Source organism: Loktanella sp. DJP18 (assembly GCF_049310965.1).
Taxonomy (GTDB): domain Bacteria; phylum Pseudomonadota; class Alphaproteobacteria; order Rhodobacterales; family Rhodobacteraceae; genus Loktanella.
This window is the reverse complement of sequence record NZ_JBMERN010000020.1, coordinates 21,184-37,168: the sequence shown is the minus strand read 5'-3', so window position 1 is coordinate 37,168 and position 15,985 is coordinate 21,184. Positions and strand designations below refer to the sequence as shown.

The window sequence follows — 15,985 nt, the reverse complement described above, 5'->3', positions numbered from 1 at the left end:
GTTCTCGTTGGCGCTGGCGCGGGGCGTCGGCCATAGCCGCAACATCTCGGTCCGGTTGCCGCCACTCGACCGAGTTCCAGAGCAGGCGCGCGGGGTCGGCCAGGTCGTCCCCCTCGCGGATGGCGAGTATGAACAGCCGCTCGCGTTTGTGCGGCGCTCCGACTTCCGCCGCCGTAAAGAGGCCTGCCGCAAGCTTGTAGCCCATGCCGACCAGCCCTGTGGCGACTTCGGGGAAGCCGAGGCGGAGATGATGGCCAACATTCTCGAGGAAGACGAAGGGCGGCTCGACCTCGTTGATGATCCGGGCAACATGGGGCCAGAGATGGCGCGGGTCATTCGCGCCCTGTCGTTTGCCTGCAACCGAGAACGGCTGGCACGGATAGCCCGCAGTGACGATGTCCACCGCGCCGCGCCACGGGCGGCCGTCGAAGGTTCCAACGTCGTCCCAGACAGGCGCGCAATCCAGGGACGCGTCTTCCATCCGCGCCACGAGAGTGGCTGCGGCGAAGGTTTCCCGTTCGACATGGCCCACAGTTCGATATCCGGGGATGGCGATAGTGAGCCCGAGGTCGATGCCGCCAGCTCCGGAACACAGAGAGAGGCCGAATAGGCAAGCGTCTTCGGTTCCGGAAGTGCGCCCGGAGGAAAATAGAGCCAGGTCATGCATGCCTCAATCGTCTTTGATCTTGATTTCGTTGAACGTCTCATCGGAGCCAGAGAGAACGGCGTCCTTTCCCGTGAACTGTTGCCACCGCTCCACGGCGACATCGACGTAAGCCGGATTGAGTTCGATCCCGTAGCAGACGCGACCTGTCGTTTCGGCCGCGATCAAAGTGGTGCCGGACCCCATGAAGGGCTCGTAAACGGCCTGTCCGGGGCTGGAATTGTTCAGGATCGGGCGGCGCATGCATTCCACGGGCTTCTGGGTCCCGTGGACGGTTTCGGCATCCTGATCCTTGTTTGCGATCTGCCAGAGCGTCGTCTGTTTGCGATCACCCGCCCAATGGCCCTTGCCGGTTTTTTTCACGGCATAAAGGCATGGTTCGTGCTGCCAGTGGTAGTCGCCGCGGCTCAGCACCAGGCGGTCCTTGGCCCAGATGATCTGGGATCGGATGTTGAAGCCTGAGGCAGTCAGGCTGTCGGCGACGGTGGTCGCATGCAGTGCTCCATGCCAGACGTAGGCGACGTCGCCTGGGAATAGCGCCCAGGCCTCGCGCCAGTCAGCGCGGTCATCGTTCAGCACCTTTCCGGTCCGCTTGGTCGCAGCGGCACCTGCCTTGTTTCGCCAGCCGGGATCGTATTCGACGCCATAGGGCGGATCGGTCACCATCAGGAGCGGCTTCACATCACCCAGCATCCGCTCGATATCGGTGGCCACGGTGGCGTCACCGCAGAGCAGTCGATGCTTGCCAAGCACCCATAGATCGCCGGGACGGCTGATCGGGGTTTCAGGAGTCTCCGGAACATCGTCCTCGCCCTCGCGGGATGCGGTTTCAGGATCGACATCTCCGGCCAACAACGCCTCGAGTTCAGCGTCATCGAAGCCAATGAGCGACAGGTCGTAATCCTCGGCCAGCAGGTCGTTGAGCTCGGCCGACAGCAGCGTCTCGTCCCATGTCCCGAGTTCCGTCAGCTTGTTGTCCGCGATCCGGTAAGCCCGGCGCTGCGCCTCGGTCAGATGCCCGAGCACGATCACCGGTGCATCGGTCAGCCCGAGTTGCGTTGCGGCCAGCACCCGGCCATGGCCCGCGATCAACTCGCCGTCGTCGGCAACCAGACAGGGAACGGTCCAGCCGAATTCGGCCATGCTGGCGGCGATCTTCGCGACCTGATTCGCCCCGTGCGCCTTTGCGTTTTTCGCGTAGGGCTGGAGCTTGGCCAGCGGCCAGGTCTCGATCGCGTCCGGGGCAAAGCTCAGCGTCATGATGTCGGTTCGCCTCAATGGGGTGAACCCCTGGACTCCGGACACCGGCCGCCAGCCTGGACTCCGCAAAGGGTCCAGCGGCCGCCGGGGTGTCCGGGTCCAAGAGTTTGTTTTGTTGTGGTTTTCAGAAGATCGCTTGTGGATGCCCGCCAGGGTGGCTTCCCAAAAAACCGGCCCTGTCGCTGGCGATATTGCGCGCTGCGCCCCCCCGTATACGTTTATGTGCAGGAAGGACCCGTAAAGTCAGTGGGTTAGACGCCTGGACCCCAGATGGACCCTTGGTTGGACCCCGGGGTCCAGCGGCGCGGGCCGTCCCGCGCGCGCCTCTCCCGAGTATATCCAATTCATACCCTCAGGAGCCGGTTTATGTCCCTTCGAAAAGTGTCCGGCGGACACTTTCCTATCCAGCGCGATCCTCTACACCGCTCCCGCAAGCTTGATCACGGCCTGCTTCGATAGGTTGCGGCTGAACCGACGGTTGTTGAGGCGCAGCGAGATGACAGACAGCCCATAGAGCCAGTGCTGGTTGGCCGCGGATCGCTGCAGCCCGACGGTCCAGCAAACTTCTTTCCAACGCGTTCCATAGGCGCGCAGCCAAACGATCTTGCCGTCGATGGGCTCGAGGCAGGCGGTCCAGGTCAGCGTCTCCTCCATCCGGCTGATTGCCTGCGGCGAGGGCAGCACCCGCATGGGCTTGGGTTCCTGTTCGACCTTGTCCGCGAAGCTGTAGACGAACTCGGGCCAGGTGCTGAAATACCCCGACAGGCGCGGCTCGGGCATGCGCTTGAGAACCCATGCGGCCTCGGCCAGCCGGGCTTCGACGATGCTTGGGGTCCAATCAGCCATTGCGCACCTCCAGACCTTCGGGCCGCTTGCCATAGAGTTTCTCGCCGATCTGGCGAATGAGCTCCCGCTCAGGCCAGGTCAGACGATGGTCATCGACGGCAACAGCCAGCACGCCCTGTTCCTTCCAACCCTCCCGCTTGACTTGATCGGGATCCCGGCGCTGGCCGCCATAGCCTTTGGGGTAAAACCTCATGCCACACCTCCGCCGGTCTCGATTGCCCAGAGCAGGATCGCGATGGCATCGGCCTCGTTGTCGTCCGCAGGGCTGAACCCGCGGGCTCGGGCCGCGTCGATCATCGCCTGCTTCGGTGCATTGCCCTTGCCGGTGGCGTGGCGTTTGATCGTGCCCACAGGCACGCCCTGATAAGGCACGCCGCGCAGCTCGGCCCATGCGGTCAGGGTCGCCATCAGGCCTCCATAGACATGGGCCGCGTCGGTGCCGGCATGGCGCCGGACCTCCTCGAACCAGATCGTCTCCACCGGGCCCGACAGCCGATCGATTTCAGTCAGCCAGTTGGTGAAGCGCAGGTAGCGCATGCCGCCACCGTCGAAGCGGCCGGGCCGGAAGCTGGCTGTGCCGCTGGTGATCAACCCGGTGTGATCGCGCAGCGCCCAACCGGTTGCTGTGCCGAGATCAAGCGCGAGGGTTGCCATGAGCCGGGAGGATGCGCCCGACAATGGGGGCTTTGCCTGGGGCTCGGTCAGAGTCAGAGTCGTCAACGCCATGATGGGTCTCCGTTGAGTAAGGGGGGATTCGTTTTTGGTGGAGGGCGACGGTGGCGTTGTGCTTGGCGGTACGGGCCATCGTCGTCCGACTGATCCGCCCTCAGGGGGGAGCGCGCGGATATCCCATACGGATGGGGAAAGGGGCCAAACCTGCGGGTTGGCCTCCCCATACGTAGTATGGGGGTTTGACACCTAACTGTTCCGAGAGAGACAAGGTGCTGATTTCATTCAGAAATAAGACTTCATGAAGTCTTCGGGTATGAGTTAGGGACCTAACACTTATTTTCCCGCAAGCCATTGATTTCATTGAGTGCGCTGTTGGTGAAGACATATGTGCTAGGCCTCACTCATATGTGTGAGGTCGCCTTCAAGCCCCTCCGGGTAGACCCAGACAGCAGGGTTTTCGACCTGAAGGCTGAGCCCGGATTGGGGGCATTTGAAGTGGCTGGGCTGGACTGACCGGGTCGTTGTCGTGACCTCGCCAGTGGTTGGATCGACCTCATCGACGGGTGCGCCAAACTGCATGCCTTCGACGCAGAGATAGCCAAACCGGGACCGGGTGATGGGGAAGCCGAACCCCGAGGGATCGCGCAGGAATTTCACGAACCCCTTAGTGGAGAGGACGCTGAGGCGCTCTCGGATGGTATGCTTGCTGCCCAGACCACCCCGGTTCTCAAAGGTCTCGGAGAACTGCATCGCGGTGTAAAGCCGCTCGCCCGCTGCCTCGTCCAGCAACATACCCAGAATGACATCATGCTTGCGCAGCCGTTCGGCATCGAGCCTTGCGCCCACTTCCTTGCGCACCAGGCGCTCGCTCATCGGGTTCAACTCAACCCAACGGCCACCTACCTTGTCGATCAGCTTTCCCGCCAGCGCCGGGCCGTTTCGCAACTCGATCTCCAGCCTGCGTTCGCTTCGGTCTTCATCGGGGCGATGCATGAGCAGCCCCGAGGTGTAGAAACCGCGCAGTGCGCTGGCCCCGGACAAGGCCAGAAACGGATCGTCCTTCACTTGCTGCTTGCCGAGCTTCTTTGTGTGGTGGGCCAGGATCACGCCGCAGTCGGGATTGATGACATCGCGCAGCACCTCGACCCGGTCCTTGAGAAAGAACATCATGGCGTCGTTGTCGTTCTCGCCGCCGCCGTCCGGGCCACCGTCAAAGAGGTTGCGGATCGGGTCGACGCAAAGAATGTCGGGCGGTGCATCCGGGAACGCCGCACGCATTGCCTCGATGACCTTGGCGATGCCCGCCTCATTCAGCAGCAGCTTCAGCTTGGGCGTCGCGACAAAAGTTTCGCGGGCAGCGGCGATGACCTCCGGCGGAAGCGCGATCTGCTGAAGGCGTTCGCGCAGATAATGATACTGGATTTCCGCCTGCAGGTAGAACACCCGCAACTGTCGTGGCGGGGTAAAACCGAGGAACGGGATCCCGGCTGCCATGTGCACGAGCCAGGAGATCAGGAAATCGCTTTTACCGACCTTTGGGGCCCCGCCGAGCACTAGCATGCCGCCGGGGGTGAGCACCCTTGGCGCAATGATATCCTCCGGCATGGGGGATCGGTCGTCGAGCAAAGCGCCCAGCATGAACGACGACAACGGCCCCGGCTGGTTTTGTGCTGCGGCGGATGTCTCAAGACGGATCAGCGGCGGGCCGTTCTTTTCGATGTGTCTGGCCCAGAGACGCTCGGATTCCGCTTTCAGGCGATCCTCCGGCCAGCTCGGGCGCAGGGCGGCTGCATTGTAGCCACGGATCGCCTCCCATCCTTCATCAGGCGACATCCTGCCGTCATGGACCATGCGCAGGAAATGACCGATGGCGACGCTGGCCCCTGTGAAGCGGCTCCAGTCATCCTGATCACCCTCGCGCACCGGCGTTGTCAGCACCGCGTCCAGCGTCGGCTTGCCGGGTGCAGCAGCATTGGTAGTGGCCATGCCAACGCCCGACATGGGCGGCATCTCCGCTACCTTGTCTCCGAACTCCTCAAGATCGACCTCAATGGGATGGTGTTCGCGGATTTGCACAAGGCGCTGATGGCCATGCTTGTGATGAACCGATCCCGCCACGCGGATCGGCTGGTGGGCGGAGCGGAAATGCGTGTCGCCGCCAACCTTGAGAGCGATCTCACCCCGCAGGCGGCAAAGCTCAGCCAGTGCAGTTCCTTCGGCGGGTTCGGTCATCCGCCACCAGACATGCAGCTTGTTGGCCCCTTGAGAGGTGCGCCCGCCGCTCTCGATGATCAGAGTGGGCTGACCTAGGTGGTGCAGCAGATGATCGAGTTTGGCGGAAATATCGCCGGCATCGAGATCGACGACAAGCGCCTGCATCTGCAGCACATCGGCGGATTTGGCCTGTCCGGCCCCAGCGACCGTGCCGGGGATCACATAGACGGCTGCCCCTTCGCGCCAGGCCCAATTGGCGAAGGTCGCGAGCTTGGTTGGCGCTGTGGCGTCGGCGTCGATCCAGATGTTGTGTGGTCGGCCCTCTTTACCTTGTCCCATATCGACAAAGCCTCGGACCGGGATCTGGCCCTCACAATAGCCGAACACGACGTCAATGAAGGTTTCGATCTGGACGAGATCGGGCTCGACATCGAACGGATCCTCGAACGAGGGTGCGTCGTTGAAATCTTGCCAGGGACTGAAGTGGATGATGTTCTCGTCGCTCACACCGCAAGCCCCCAGCAGCGCATCGCCCATGGGCAGAAACGGCATTCGAAGAAGTCGCGGTTTTGTGCCACACGCGGCAGTAACTCACCTGCGTCGGTGGCCTGCAGGATCCGAACGCCGCGGTCGGACATGCGCTGCGCCAGATCGGCATCGAAGGGCACCAGCTCGTGGTGCAGCTCGGCCGTGTCCTTGTTGATCGCGGTGAACAGGGCTGGCGCGGCGCTGATGCCAGGCACGGTTGCCTCCATGTACGCCTGATAGACAGCGATCTGCGCGGCATAGACCGGCTTTGATTTGGTCACGCCCTCCTTGACGCAGGCGCGCCAGTTCTTGGCGTTCATCGTCTTGCATTCCCAGAGCGCGGGAACGGCCAGCCCGAGACCTTCTGGCCCTGCGGCGATGATGCCGTCGACATGGCCGCAGATGCGCCCGCCAGCGACAGAGAAGCCGAATTGGCCACCATCGGGGCAATTGCCCTTGCGGGTATACAGATCGAAGCCAGCGCCGCGCAGCCAGGCCACTGCCAGATCCTCGAGCGAATGGCCGATGGCGAAGATGCGCAGCAACTGCCCGGAGAACTCCTGGCCCTCGTCTTTCGGTGCGTGGGTGAACTCGAACTGCAAGGCGCGTTCGCAGGCGTGGCCAAGGCGTGACCCGCCGAGATAATCGCGCGAGGGGCGTGTGGCATTGTCAGCGGTCAGGGCTGCGTCGACGGCGACGTTCACCTTCTCGGCGAAGCTGGGCCGGTGATTGTAATCCAGCATCAGAAGGGCGCCTCCTCGGATCTTGCGATGCGCGACATCTCGGCACCGTAGCCTTCGAGCACCTCCTCGATCAGGGCGGTCACCTCGGTCTCGTTCAGATCGCACAGGCGTTTGTTCCAGCCGATCTGGTCCATGGTCTGGCCGAGACGCTTCATCACGAGCGCAATGGCGAGACGTTCTTCGTCGGTCGTTCCGATCATGGTCATTCCTTTTCTGAAGCGCATGGCGAAGAACCCCTGGCAGGGCATCGAGCAGAACCAGCGGTGTTCGCGCGGGCGCAGTGTGTGGGGGTTGAAGAAGCCGAAGCCGCTCGCGGGGCGCAGGCAGACGGCACAGGGCATGAAGCGTGGATGCCAGTGGCGATCAGGGCCCGAGCGATCCGCAGCCTTGGTGGTCGGGGGCGGGATTTGCGCGACATGGCTCATGCGGCCCTGCGCTGTTCGGGCGCGGCGGTCATGACGAGATGACGGATCGCCCGCTTGTTGAAAGTGAATGTCATCAGCGCCGAAGCGTGATAGCGGGTCAGGCCGTAATCCTGCCGATAGGCGGGCGGCAGATATTGCAGCTGCTTTTCCGTGGCGGCCTGGTTCAGCCAGCCACGGGTCTTGAAGGCGCTTTCATCGGTCTCGACCTCGTTAAGCCAATCATCGGCCTGCGCGAGGCAGACGGTCCGTTCGCCGATGCCCAGCAAGCGGGGGCTTTGGCCCTTTGCGCCGCCGACCGCATGCCAGCGACCTTCTAGGAAGAAGATGCCGCCCCAGGCGTTGAACCCGTTGGCCATCAGCGCGTCATCAGCCCCGAAGAGATCGATCCAGGCGAAGCTTGATCGCTTCAGAAGGTCGATCTCCGTCATGATGAAGCCGGTCAACTCGGCGCGTCCCTGCGCATCGGCCTCGCCGTCTTCATCGTCGCCAAGAACCTCACCGCAGAGCAGGCATTCAAAGCAGGCCAGAGGAATGTCGGCGCCACAGGCCGGGCACACTTTGGTCGGGGCCTCACCAGTCTCGGTTTTGCCGTCGAGATCGACATCCTGCTCAAGTGTGCCGTGGATCAGGCTGGACGTGCCGAAATCCAGCACGACGCAGTCGGTCTTGACGACGCCGGGGTGTTCCTCCGGATCAATGGTTCGCAAGCCGCGCCCGACCATCTGGATCATGGTGGATTTGTAGGATGAGGGCCGAAGCAGCACGACGCAGGAGGTCGGCGGGTGATCCCAGCCTTCGGTCAGCACGGCCACGTTTAAGATCACGCGAATCTCTCCGGCGGCGTAGGCGGCCAGAATATCGCGGCGATCATCATTCGGCAGATCGCCATGAATCAGCCCGGCAGGCACATCTGCGGCGTTGAAAGCCTCCGTGACATGGGCGGCGTGGGCGACGGTGGAACAGAACACCACGGTCTGACGGTCACCTGCTTTCTCCTTCCAGTGTCGGATCACTTCGTCGGTCACCGGAGCGCGGTCCATGATCGACGCAACCTCTGCCATGTCGAAATCCGCCAGCGACTTGCGCACAGCGCGCAGCTTGTCCTGCACACCGACATCGATCACGAAGGTGCGCGGCGGGACCAGATGGCCCGAGGCGATCAACTCGCCCAGACGCACCTGGTCGGCGACATTATCGAACACTTCGCGCAGACCCTTCTTGTCGCCCCGGTTCGGGGTTGCTGTGACGCCGAAGATGCGGGCGTCAGGATTGGCATTGCGGACATGGTCGATGATGCGGCGGTAGCTGGCCGCCACGGCATGATGCGCCTCGTCGATCACCAGCAGATCAAGCTGCGGCATGGCGTCGAGATTGCCGATCCGAGCCAGTGTCGGCACCATGGCGAAGGTCACCTGACCCGCCCATGACTTGGCGCTGGCATCGACCACCGACGTGGTCAGGCCGGGATTGACCCGGGCAAACTTGTTCCGGTTCTGATCGGTCAACTCGTCACGGTGGGCCAGCACGCAGGCCTTGGCATCGGTATTGCCGATGCTTTCGCCGGTGACCGCCGACAGCATGATCGTCTTTCCTGCGCCGGTCGGGGCGATGCCCAGCGTATTGCCGTGGGTGCCAAGCGCAGCAAGGCTGCGCTCGACGAAGGTTTTCTGACGAGGACGGAGACGCATCGTTCAGCCCTCACTCGGCCCAGCTGGGACGCCCAGCAAATCCGGGGGTCGCAGCGGTTTGCGGTGCCTGAGGTTGCGGCGCGGGTGCGGTGTGGTCCTGAGCCGGGGCGACATGCACCTGCTGCGGCGTGCTGGTTGCCGGGGGTTGGCCGTATACTTGCGCTGGGGCAGCCGCTCCGTGCCCCATCAGCTGGGCATAATCGCGGTGGCTAGGTGTGACGGCGCTGCGAACCTCGTTCTTGTCCTCACCGTTGGTGTCGGACCCGATGTCCATCCGGGCGATGAACTCGATCCCGTCCAACTCGGCAAAACCGCTGATCCGGCGCTTCGCCTGTGCCTGTGCCGAGTTGTCCTTGTCGGCAATGCCACGCGCCGAGTTCAGGATGCCCTTGATCAGGCCGCGCCCGGCATTGCCCCAATCCGGGCCCTTCGGGCTGTAAAGCCCGATCAGCGACCAGATCTTGCGTTTGGCATAAGTTCCCTCGAGCACGGTGTATTCGGCGTCAAGATAGACCGCGCCGGTCGCACCGCGCTTGGCATAGCCGCCGGTCCAGCCTTGCGACGGATCGTCAAAGCCGCCGGGGCGGATCGTCAAGCGCACCTTGGCCAGCGTGCCTTTGGGGATCACATCGCTGTTGGAGGTTGCGTCGTTGAAGTCGTTCCAGAGTCCAGTCATCGGGTTTGTCCTTTTCAGTTTGCGTTCGGGGTGTTGGATGGGCCGGTGCCGCCGGTCGCCGATGGCACGGGCAGCACCGGCGGTTTGAAGGTCAGGCGACGCTCCGCGGGGATCAGAGGGCCGCGGATCTTCTCCATCAGCTGACCCAGATGCGGGGGTTCCAGCAGCTGAAGTCGCCCAGAGCGGTCCTTGGCCGGATAGCCCCAAGGGTTCAGCGTCTGGCAGACAAAGCCCCGCTGGGGCTGACCCTGCGCATCGGGCACATCGATCATGGTGATGACCTGATCGACGATCCCGGGCAGCTCGAGGCCGGTCTTGGCGCCATCGATTTGCGGCACGAAGATCTTGCGATTGAAGTCATCGAGCTTTTGGTCGAGGATCCCCACGAACCAGACGTTCTTGCCGCGGGTGTGCTGCAGGTGCGTGAGCCAAGCGATCATCTCGCGGCCATGCAGACCGTAAGCGCCCCGCACATCCGGCTTGCCGGTCTTCTCCGACATCGCCTCGGGCTGGCCCTTGCACCACTGAAAGCAAAGCCGCCCCGCCACAGTGATCGAGTCGATGAAGACCGTGTCGTATTTACCGAGCACGGCCGGATCGCCAAACCGACCGCAGACCTCGTCATAGTGCGCCTGGCTGTAGGGCTGTTCGCCGCGCAGCGCCGGATTGGGCCCGCCGATGAACACCGCAAAATCGCGGCATTCCTTCCATGTGCGCGGGCGGATCACGTCGATGGCAAGGCCCTCGATCGCCAGATCCCCGGCTTCGAGATCGAAGAACAACGTCGTGGTCGCCATCAGCGTCCACAGCAGCGTTGTCTTGCCAATCCCGGAGGGGCCAAAGATCACTCCCTTGATGCCGCGCGTTTCGGCCAGCCGCTGATCGGCCGTGATGATGGGCAGCGCGCCGGTCATGGCCGTGTCCTTTCGGGGATGGGTTTTGCGGCAGAGAGTGGGAACGCTCGCGAGGAGACGTTTTCAGCAGTGCGGAGAGGCAGCGCCGTCATTGCCGTTTCTCCGCCGGGATCAGCGTGACGGACAGCGTGCCAGTGCGAACGGTGCGCGCGGGCTCAAAACCCTCGCGAATGGCATCGGGCCAAGCGCCGTATTTGCGCTCAGCAACCTTGTAGGCGATGTCGACATACTGGGCTGGATCGTCCCCGGCCGCGATGATGCGCGCGACCATGGAACTCAATTTCGCCTGATCCCAATCAATCCGTTTCGGAAGATCAGCCACGATTGTGCAATCGCCATCTTCAAAGCGGACAGTTCCAGTGTCTTTGCCGGAAATGCGGCGCTCCTCGGCGGCGCGTGCAGCGTAACGAACGTCAAGTGCTGCGTTGAACCGTGCGGCAACGGTTTTCATCTGCTTGCTGGCGGCGCTGATTTCTCGCTGCATTGCAGCCAGCAGATCGGGTGACAGCAGAGCAATCTCGGGCAGAGGAAGATTCAGCAGGTCATCAACGCTCGGCGCGTTCTGCGGAAAGGGCATGGGGTTCACTCCATTTTTGTGGGTTTTGGGTTGGGGCGCAGACATCAGGCGGCCATGCGCTGGAGCAGGCGGACCGACAGAGCGCCGGGCAGCTTTGGCTTGCGCCGGGCGACGGCGATGTAGGCGAATTGGCCGGGGCCAAGCCGGGCCTGCACGAGATGGACGAGGTCCTGTTCGGCTGCGCGCATGGCTGCGGCGGCGACGTCGCGCAGGGCGCGCTGGCGGCCCGGAGGCAGGTCCGACAAGAGCGCCATCGCATCGAAGGCGAGAAAGCCACGGTGATACACCAACCTCTCGCCAGCCATCGCTTGCGCAACCCAGGCGCAGAAATCGATCTCCCCGGTGCAAGGATTATCCGAGGGAGGCTGCAGAGCCCCCACGCCGGGCATGACTGCGTGAAGGCGGCTCATGCCCTCGACCCTGCAGCAGGCACGTGCGCGGTGCTCTGGCGTTCCCGGGCCTGTTCATAGGCAAGGATGTCCTCGATCCGGTATACAACGCGCCCACCGAGCTTCAGGTACGCAGGCCCTTCTCCCTTCCAGCGCCAGCGCTCGAGGGTACGCGGGCTGAGATGCCAGCGGCTGGCCAATCGCGATTGATTTAGAAATGTGTCGGACATCGGCGTCTCCATCGGGATGTGATGGAGCAGTGATGCCAATCCCTAGGTATGCGGTCGTCCCACATGTGGGATGCACATTCGGTTTTTCTTACGCCTTGTTTATCCAATGGAATTTCCATCCGGACAAACAAGCGCAGACGAACGCGTACAAGCACCTACGAGGTGCAGTCGGGATGCATACGAGATGCAGACCGACTCGAGCCTTCAAGCCGAATCCCCAGAATCAAAAAAGCCCGCCATCAAGGCGGGCAGGATCCAGTGTAGCGGGCCGATCAGGCGCTGCGGGTCAACCAGACGACAAAGGCCGGGTCGAGATAATACCATCCGCGACGACCGGAGGTCCTGAGCAAGAGCCGGGTCCACGAGGGCTTGCGGCTGAAGAGGCTGCCGATCCGCTGGGATGCCGATCCGGCGGCTTTCAGAATCTCGAGGTAGTGCTGATCCGGTGCGCCGGCACGGGTAGCGTTCAACGCAAACTCCAGCGCGCGGGCCTGCTGGAACGTGAATGCAAACTCCTCGCCGTCATAAACGAACTGCCTGAAATCAAATGCGTCCTTCCCAGAGGGACCGCTTTGGTTCAGTACATTGCGCTCAACCACGTCGAAGTGTTCCCGGCGCACCAGCGTATCGGCATGGGACAGGAGCAAGCCGTCACCACCCCGCAGGCTGAGGCGGATGCTGTCCGGCAGAAAGACATCCCGGACGACGGCCTCGCCGTCCCGAACAAGAAGAAACGCGTCCCGCAACGACAGGTCGGCAAGCCCGTTGAACTCCCGTTCTTCAAACGGAACCCACATCGGCTCCCCTTCCTGTGTCTCCTCCATGCTCGACAGGCGGGCCCGCTGCGCCACGAGCCGAACCGACAGTTTTAGCGTGCCATTGGCAACGAGATACCGGATCTCCGCGTCGGAAATTTCCCACTCCTCTGCGACCTCCCCAAGTTCGAAACAGTCCCGCTCGATACGCATGCCAACGATTCCCTTCGCCTCTTTTTGTTCTACTTTTGTTCTATATTCTTGACAGGCGTGTCGCAATCCTGTTTTTTCCACAGAACTACCAATGTTGGGGATAAAGATGTCAGTGCAAATGCACGAACGGCTCAGAGCGCGGATACGCCAGCTTGGCATGTCGGTTGCCGACGTGGCGCGAGAATCTGACCTCAACCGATCCTTCGTTTATGACATCCTGCGCGGCAAGTCGCTGGTGCCCAACCTCGAGAAACTCACCCGCGTTGCAGGTGTCGTGAAGGTCGAGCTCGAATGGTTGCTTACTGGGAAGGGCACGGTCCACGGCGATGATCCGATCACCGACGACTACCACAACGAGTTCGTTGCAATCCAGTATGTCGCGGTGCGTCCGTCGATGGGTGGCGGCGCCGTGGTGGAGCAGGCCGAGGAACGCTCCGGTCGAGATTTCCATTTCCGCAGGGCCTGGATCCGGGATCGCCTGAAAGCCGCGCCATCCATGCTGCGCGTCATGGCCGTTCAGGGCGACAGCATGTTGCCGACGCTCAATGACGGCGACACGATCCTGGTCGACATGAACCAGCGCAACCCATCCCCTTCCGGAGTATTCGTCTTGCATGATGGCATGGGGCTGGTAGCCAAGCAGCTCGAGCATGTCCCCATGAGTGAACCGCCCCGCGTGCGCATCATTTCGGACAATGCGCGCTATGCGCCTTATGAATGCACGGCAGGAGAGGTCAACATCATTGGTCGCGTGCGGTGGTACGGACGCGAGATGTGACAGGTGGCTCGGATATGGGCCGATGTCGCGCAAGAGACATTGCAAGCTATGGGGCAAGCGTTGAACGGGAGCGGGATGGACGATAGCCGTAAGGATCGGGGCATGTGGGAAGCGCCAGCGGCATTCGTTGCCGCAGGTGATCTGCGCCAGGAGGTCCTTGCCGGGCTCGTCGAACGCGTGACCTTCCACAGCCAGGACTCCGGCTTCTGCGTGCTGCGTATCAAGGCGCGCGGGCACCGCGACCTCGTCACCACAATCGGTCACGCGGCGATGATCTCGGCCGGGGAATGGGTCACCGCATCAGGCGAATGGACCAACGATCATACGCATGGGCTGCAATTCCGTGCACGCTTCCTGAAGACCTCCGCACCGACATCCCTTGATGGCATCGAGAAATACCTGGGCTCCGGCATGATCCGGGGCATCGGGCCGGTCTACGCCAAGCGGATGGTCAAGATGTTCGGCAAGGACGTGTTTGACCTGATTGAGGCCGAGCCCGCGCGCTTGCGGGAAGTCGATGGCATCGGGCCGAAGCGGGCCGACAAGATCACGTCCGCCTGGGCAGATCAGAAGGTCATCCGCGAGATCATGGTGTTTCTGCACAGTCATGGGGTTGGGACTGCCCGGGCCGTGCGCATCTTCAAGACCTATGGCGTCGACGCCGTTCAGGTAATGAGCGAAGATCCCTATCGCCTGGCGCGGGATATTCGCGGCATCGGGTTCCGAACGGCAGATGTCATCGCCGAGAAACTCGGGATCGAAAAGACCGCCATGATCCGTGTGCGAGCCGGAATTTCCTACGCGTTGACCGAAGCTATGGGCAACGGTCATTGCGGTTTGCCGCTTGCTGAGCTGATCCCGCTATCCATCAAACTGCTCGAAGTTCCCGACGACCTGATCCAGACAGCCATCGACCTGGAATTGACCGAAGGCACCGTGACGGCCGATACCGTGGCCGATACCCCGTGCGTCTTCCTGAGCGGGCTTTACCATGCAGAAAAAGGTGTCGCGGATCGTTTCCGCCATCTCGTCTCGGGCCCTCGTCCCTGGCCTGATATCGATGCCGACAAGGCACTTCCCTGGATCGAGAAGAAGACCGGTCTGACCCTTGCTCCGACCCAAGCTGAGGCCATTCGTCTCGCGCTTCGCTCAAAGGTCATGGTGATCACGGGCGGCCCCGGCGTGGGCAAGACTACCATCGTGAACTCGATCCTGCAGATCCTTGCGGCGAAAGCGGTCATGCTGCTGCTGTGCGCTCCAACCGGGCGGGCGGCCAAGCGGATGAAGGAAGCGACCGGCATGGAGGCAAAGACCATCCACCGCATGCTTGAAATCGATCCGAAGACATTCGGTTTCAAGCGCAACGAGGAAAGCCCGCTCGAGTGCGATCTGCTGGTCGTTGATGAAAGCTCGATGGTCGACATCTCCCTTATGCATTCGCTGCTCAAGGCTGTGCCAAATCACGCTGCGGTCCTGATCGTCGGTGACATCGACCAGTTGCCCTCCGTCGGCCCCGGACAGGTGCTGGCCGATATCATCGGATCGAACGCGATTCCGGTCGTGCGGCTGACGGAAGTGTTTCGCCAAGCCGCCCAGAGCAAAATCATCACCAGCGCCCACCGGATCAACCAAGGCCAGATACCAGACCTGACCAAGCCGGACAGCGAGAGCGATTTCTATTTTGTTCCGGCCGAAGACCCGGAGCAGGCCGTCGCTCGAACACTGGACTTGGTAAAAAACCGGATCCCCAAGCGCTTCGGTTTGGACCCCATTCGGGATATTCAGGTTCTCTGTCCAATGAACCGTGGCGGTGTCGGTGCCCGCTCGCTCAACATCGAGCTTCAGGCCGCCCTGAACCCCTTGGGGGAAAACAAGGTTGAGCGCTTCGGCTCGACCTTCGCGCCAGGCGACAAGGTCATGCAGATCGAAAATGATTACGACAAAGAGGTCTACAACGGCGACATCGGCTACGTTGAAAGTGTCGATCTCAACGAGGGAGTACTGACCGCCAGTTTCGACGGCCGGACCGTGAGCTACCTGTTCGGGGAACTCGACACGCTCGTGCTGGCCTACGCCGCGACGATCCACAAAAGCCAAGGATCGGAATATCCCGCCGTCGTCATCCCGGTCCTGACGCAGCACTACGCAATGCTGCAGCGCAACCTACTCTATACCGGGATCACCCGGGGCAAGCGCCTCGTGGTGATTGTCGGCCAACGAAAGGCGGTCGCCATCGCCGTGAAGAACGTATCAGGACGACGCCGCTGGTCCAAACTGGATGAGTGGCTTGGACGCCCTCCGGCAGATGCACGTCAGCTCATGGAATGATTCCACGTTCCGCAATGCGAAGAGGGCGGGCAAAGGACAGATGCAGGCGCGACTTTGCACTTTTTGGGGAAGCCGCTAGAGTACA

Annotated in this window: 16 protein-coding genes and 1 pseudogene; 2 read left to right on the top strand and 15 right to left on the bottom strand. The window is 62.2% G+C overall.

Features of this window, described 5'->3' with window-relative positions; genetic code table 11:
- Nucleotides 1-157 precede the first annotated feature (157 nt).
- The 15 genes and pseudogenes from ACOI1H_RS08250 to ACOI1H_RS08180 form a co-directional block, all read right to left on the bottom strand.
- A pseudogene (locus ACOI1H_RS08250) lies at nt 158-667 on the bottom strand (DNA cytosine methyltransferase); the annotation flags it as partial.
- A 3-nt stretch (nt 668-670) separates the two neighbouring features.
- Nucleotides 671-1,924 (bottom strand): site-specific DNA-methyltransferase, encoded by a 1,254-nt coding sequence (locus ACOI1H_RS08245; protein ID WP_422436612.1) that lies wholly within the window; start codon nt 1,922-1,924, stop codon nt 671-673.
- 417 nt (nt 1,925-2,341) lie between these two features.
- A complete protein-coding gene (locus tag ACOI1H_RS08240) occupies nt 2,342-2,770 on the bottom strand; it encodes a DUF6362 family protein (protein ID WP_422436562.1) in 429 nt (142 codons plus the stop codon).
- A complete protein-coding gene (locus tag ACOI1H_RS08235; RefSeq protein ID WP_422436560.1) occupies nt 2,763-2,963 on the bottom strand; it encodes a hypothetical protein in 201 nt (66 codons plus the stop codon). Before ACOI1H_RS08235 ends, ACOI1H_RS08240 begins: the two co-directional genes overlap by 8 nt.
- Entirely contained in the window at nt 2,960-3,424 is a 465-nt protein-coding gene (locus tag ACOI1H_RS08230) for a crossover junction endodeoxyribonuclease RuvC (protein WP_422436611.1), read from the bottom strand. Before ACOI1H_RS08230 ends, ACOI1H_RS08235 begins: the two co-directional genes overlap by 4 nt.
- Nucleotides 3,425-3,832: 408 nt before the next feature.
- Nucleotides 3,833-6,208: an AAA family ATPase gene (locus ACOI1H_RS08225; protein WP_422436558.1), complete on the bottom strand. Its 2,376-nt coding sequence runs from the start codon at nt 6,206-6,208 to the stop codon at nt 3,833-3,835.
- A complete protein-coding gene (locus ACOI1H_RS08220; protein WP_422436556.1) occupies nt 6,160-6,927 on the bottom strand; it encodes a hypothetical protein in 768 nt (255 codons plus the stop codon). Before ACOI1H_RS08220 ends, ACOI1H_RS08225 begins: the two co-directional genes overlap by 49 nt.
- Nucleotides 6,927-7,352 carry a DUF6511 domain-containing protein gene (locus ACOI1H_RS08215; protein ID WP_422436554.1) on the bottom strand — a complete coding sequence of 142 codons (426 nt, stop codon included), beginning with the start codon at nt 7,350-7,352 and terminating at the stop codon, nt 6,927-6,929. The genes ACOI1H_RS08220 and ACOI1H_RS08215 overlap by 1 nt, the downstream gene beginning before the upstream one ends.
- Nucleotides 7,349-9,040 (bottom strand): DEAD/DEAH box helicase family protein, encoded by a 1,692-nt coding sequence (locus tag ACOI1H_RS08210; protein WP_422436553.1) that lies wholly within the window; start codon nt 9,038-9,040, stop codon nt 7,349-7,351. The genes ACOI1H_RS08215 and ACOI1H_RS08210 overlap by 4 nt, the downstream gene beginning before the upstream one ends.
- 10 nt (nt 9,041-9,050) lie before the next feature.
- Nucleotides 9,051-9,716, bottom strand: coding sequence for a hypothetical protein (locus ACOI1H_RS08205; RefSeq protein ID WP_422436551.1), 666 nt, complete (start codon nt 9,714-9,716; stop codon nt 9,051-9,053).
- A gap of 14 nt (nt 9,717-9,730) precedes the next feature.
- Nucleotides 9,731-10,630 (bottom strand): ATP-binding protein, encoded by a 900-nt coding sequence (locus ACOI1H_RS08200; protein ID WP_422436550.1) that lies wholly within the window; start codon nt 10,628-10,630, stop codon nt 9,731-9,733.
- 88 nt (nt 10,631-10,718) lie between these two features.
- On the bottom strand, nt 10,719-11,207 hold the full coding sequence (locus ACOI1H_RS08195) for a hypothetical protein (RefSeq protein ID WP_422436548.1): 489 nt from the start codon (nt 11,205-11,207) through the stop codon (nt 10,719-10,721).
- Between the two features lie 44 nt (nt 11,208-11,251).
- Nucleotides 11,252-11,617 (bottom strand): hypothetical protein, encoded by a 366-nt coding sequence (locus ACOI1H_RS08190; protein WP_422436546.1) that lies wholly within the window; start codon nt 11,615-11,617, stop codon nt 11,252-11,254.
- Nucleotides 11,614-11,826, bottom strand: a complete 213-nt coding sequence (locus ACOI1H_RS08185; protein WP_422436545.1) for a helix-turn-helix transcriptional regulator — start codon at nt 11,824-11,826, stop codon at nt 11,614-11,616. The genes ACOI1H_RS08190 and ACOI1H_RS08185 overlap by 4 nt, the downstream gene beginning before the upstream one ends.
- 272 nt (nt 11,827-12,098) lie before the next feature.
- The gene (locus tag ACOI1H_RS08180) at nt 12,099-12,794 is read right to left on the bottom strand and encodes a hypothetical protein (RefSeq protein WP_422436543.1); all 696 of its coding nucleotides are present in this window, start codon (nt 12,792-12,794) and stop codon (nt 12,099-12,101) included.
- Between the two features lie 106 nt (nt 12,795-12,900).
- On the opposite strand from ACOI1H_RS08180, the gene ACOI1H_RS08175 reads away from it, so the two are divergent.
- On the top strand, nt 12,901-13,572 hold the full coding sequence (locus ACOI1H_RS08175) for an XRE family transcriptional regulator (RefSeq protein WP_422436542.1): 672 nt from the start codon (nt 12,901-12,903) through the stop codon (nt 13,570-13,572).
- 75 nt (nt 13,573-13,647) lie between these two features.
- Complete coding sequence (locus tag ACOI1H_RS08170; RefSeq protein WP_422436541.1) at nt 13,648-15,900, top strand: ATP-dependent RecD-like DNA helicase; 2,253 nt, start codon at nt 13,648-13,650, stop codon at nt 15,898-15,900.
- Nucleotides 15,901-15,985: the final 85 nt, after the last annotated feature.

Bases quoted from the DNA above. Each gene is read 5' to 3' on its own strand.
- ACOI1H_RS08245 (WP_422436612.1), bottom strand. From the start codon at position 1,924: ATGACGCTGAGCTTTGCCCCGGACGCGATCGAGACCTGGCCGCTGGCC.
- ACOI1H_RS08240 (WP_422436562.1), bottom strand. From the start codon at position 2,770: ATGGCTGATTGGACCCCAAGCATCGTCGAAGCCCGGCTGGCCGAGGCC.
- ACOI1H_RS08235 (WP_422436560.1), bottom strand. From the start codon at position 2,963: ATGAGGTTTTACCCCAAAGGCTATGGCGGCCAGCGCCGGGATCCCGAT.
- ACOI1H_RS08230 (WP_422436611.1), bottom strand. From the start codon at position 3,424: ATGGCAACCCTCGCGCTTGATCTCGGCACAGCAACCGGTTGGGCGCTG.
- ACOI1H_RS08225 (WP_422436558.1), bottom strand. From the start codon at position 6,208: ATGCCGTTTCTGCCCATGGGCGATGCGCTGCTGGGGGCTTGCGGTGTG.
- ACOI1H_RS08220 (WP_422436556.1), bottom strand. From the start codon at position 6,927: ATGCTGGATTACAATCACCGGCCCAGCTTCGCCGAGAAGGTGAACGTC.
- ACOI1H_RS08215 (WP_422436554.1), bottom strand. From the start codon at position 7,352: ATGAGCCATGTCGCGCAAATCCCGCCCCCGACCACCAAGGCTGCGGAT.
- ACOI1H_RS08210 (WP_422436553.1), bottom strand. From the start codon at position 9,040: ATGCGTCTCCGTCCTCGTCAGAAAACCTTCGTCGAGCGCAGCCTTGCT.
- ACOI1H_RS08205 (WP_422436551.1), bottom strand. From the start codon at position 9,716: ATGACTGGACTCTGGAACGACTTCAACGACGCAACCTCCAACAGCGAT.
- ACOI1H_RS08200 (WP_422436550.1), bottom strand. From the start codon at position 10,630: ATGACCGGCGCGCTGCCCATCATCACGGCCGATCAGCGGCTGGCCGAA.
- ACOI1H_RS08195 (WP_422436548.1), bottom strand. From the start codon at position 11,207: ATGCCCTTTCCGCAGAACGCGCCGAGCGTTGATGACCTGCTGAATCTT.
- ACOI1H_RS08190 (WP_422436546.1), bottom strand. From the start codon at position 11,617: ATGAGCCGCCTTCACGCAGTCATGCCCGGCGTGGGGGCTCTGCAGCCT.
- ACOI1H_RS08185 (WP_422436545.1), bottom strand. From the start codon at position 11,826: ATGTCCGACACATTTCTAAATCAATCGCGATTGGCCAGCCGCTGGCAT.
- ACOI1H_RS08180 (WP_422436543.1), bottom strand. From the start codon at position 12,794: ATGCGTATCGAGCGGGACTGTTTCGAACTTGGGGAGGTCGCAGAGGAG.
- ACOI1H_RS08175 (WP_422436542.1), top strand. From the start codon at position 12,901: ATGTCAGTGCAAATGCACGAACGGCTCAGAGCGCGGATACGCCAGCTT.
- ACOI1H_RS08170 (WP_422436541.1), top strand. From the start codon at position 13,648: ATGGACGATAGCCGTAAGGATCGGGGCATGTGGGAAGCGCCAGCGGCA.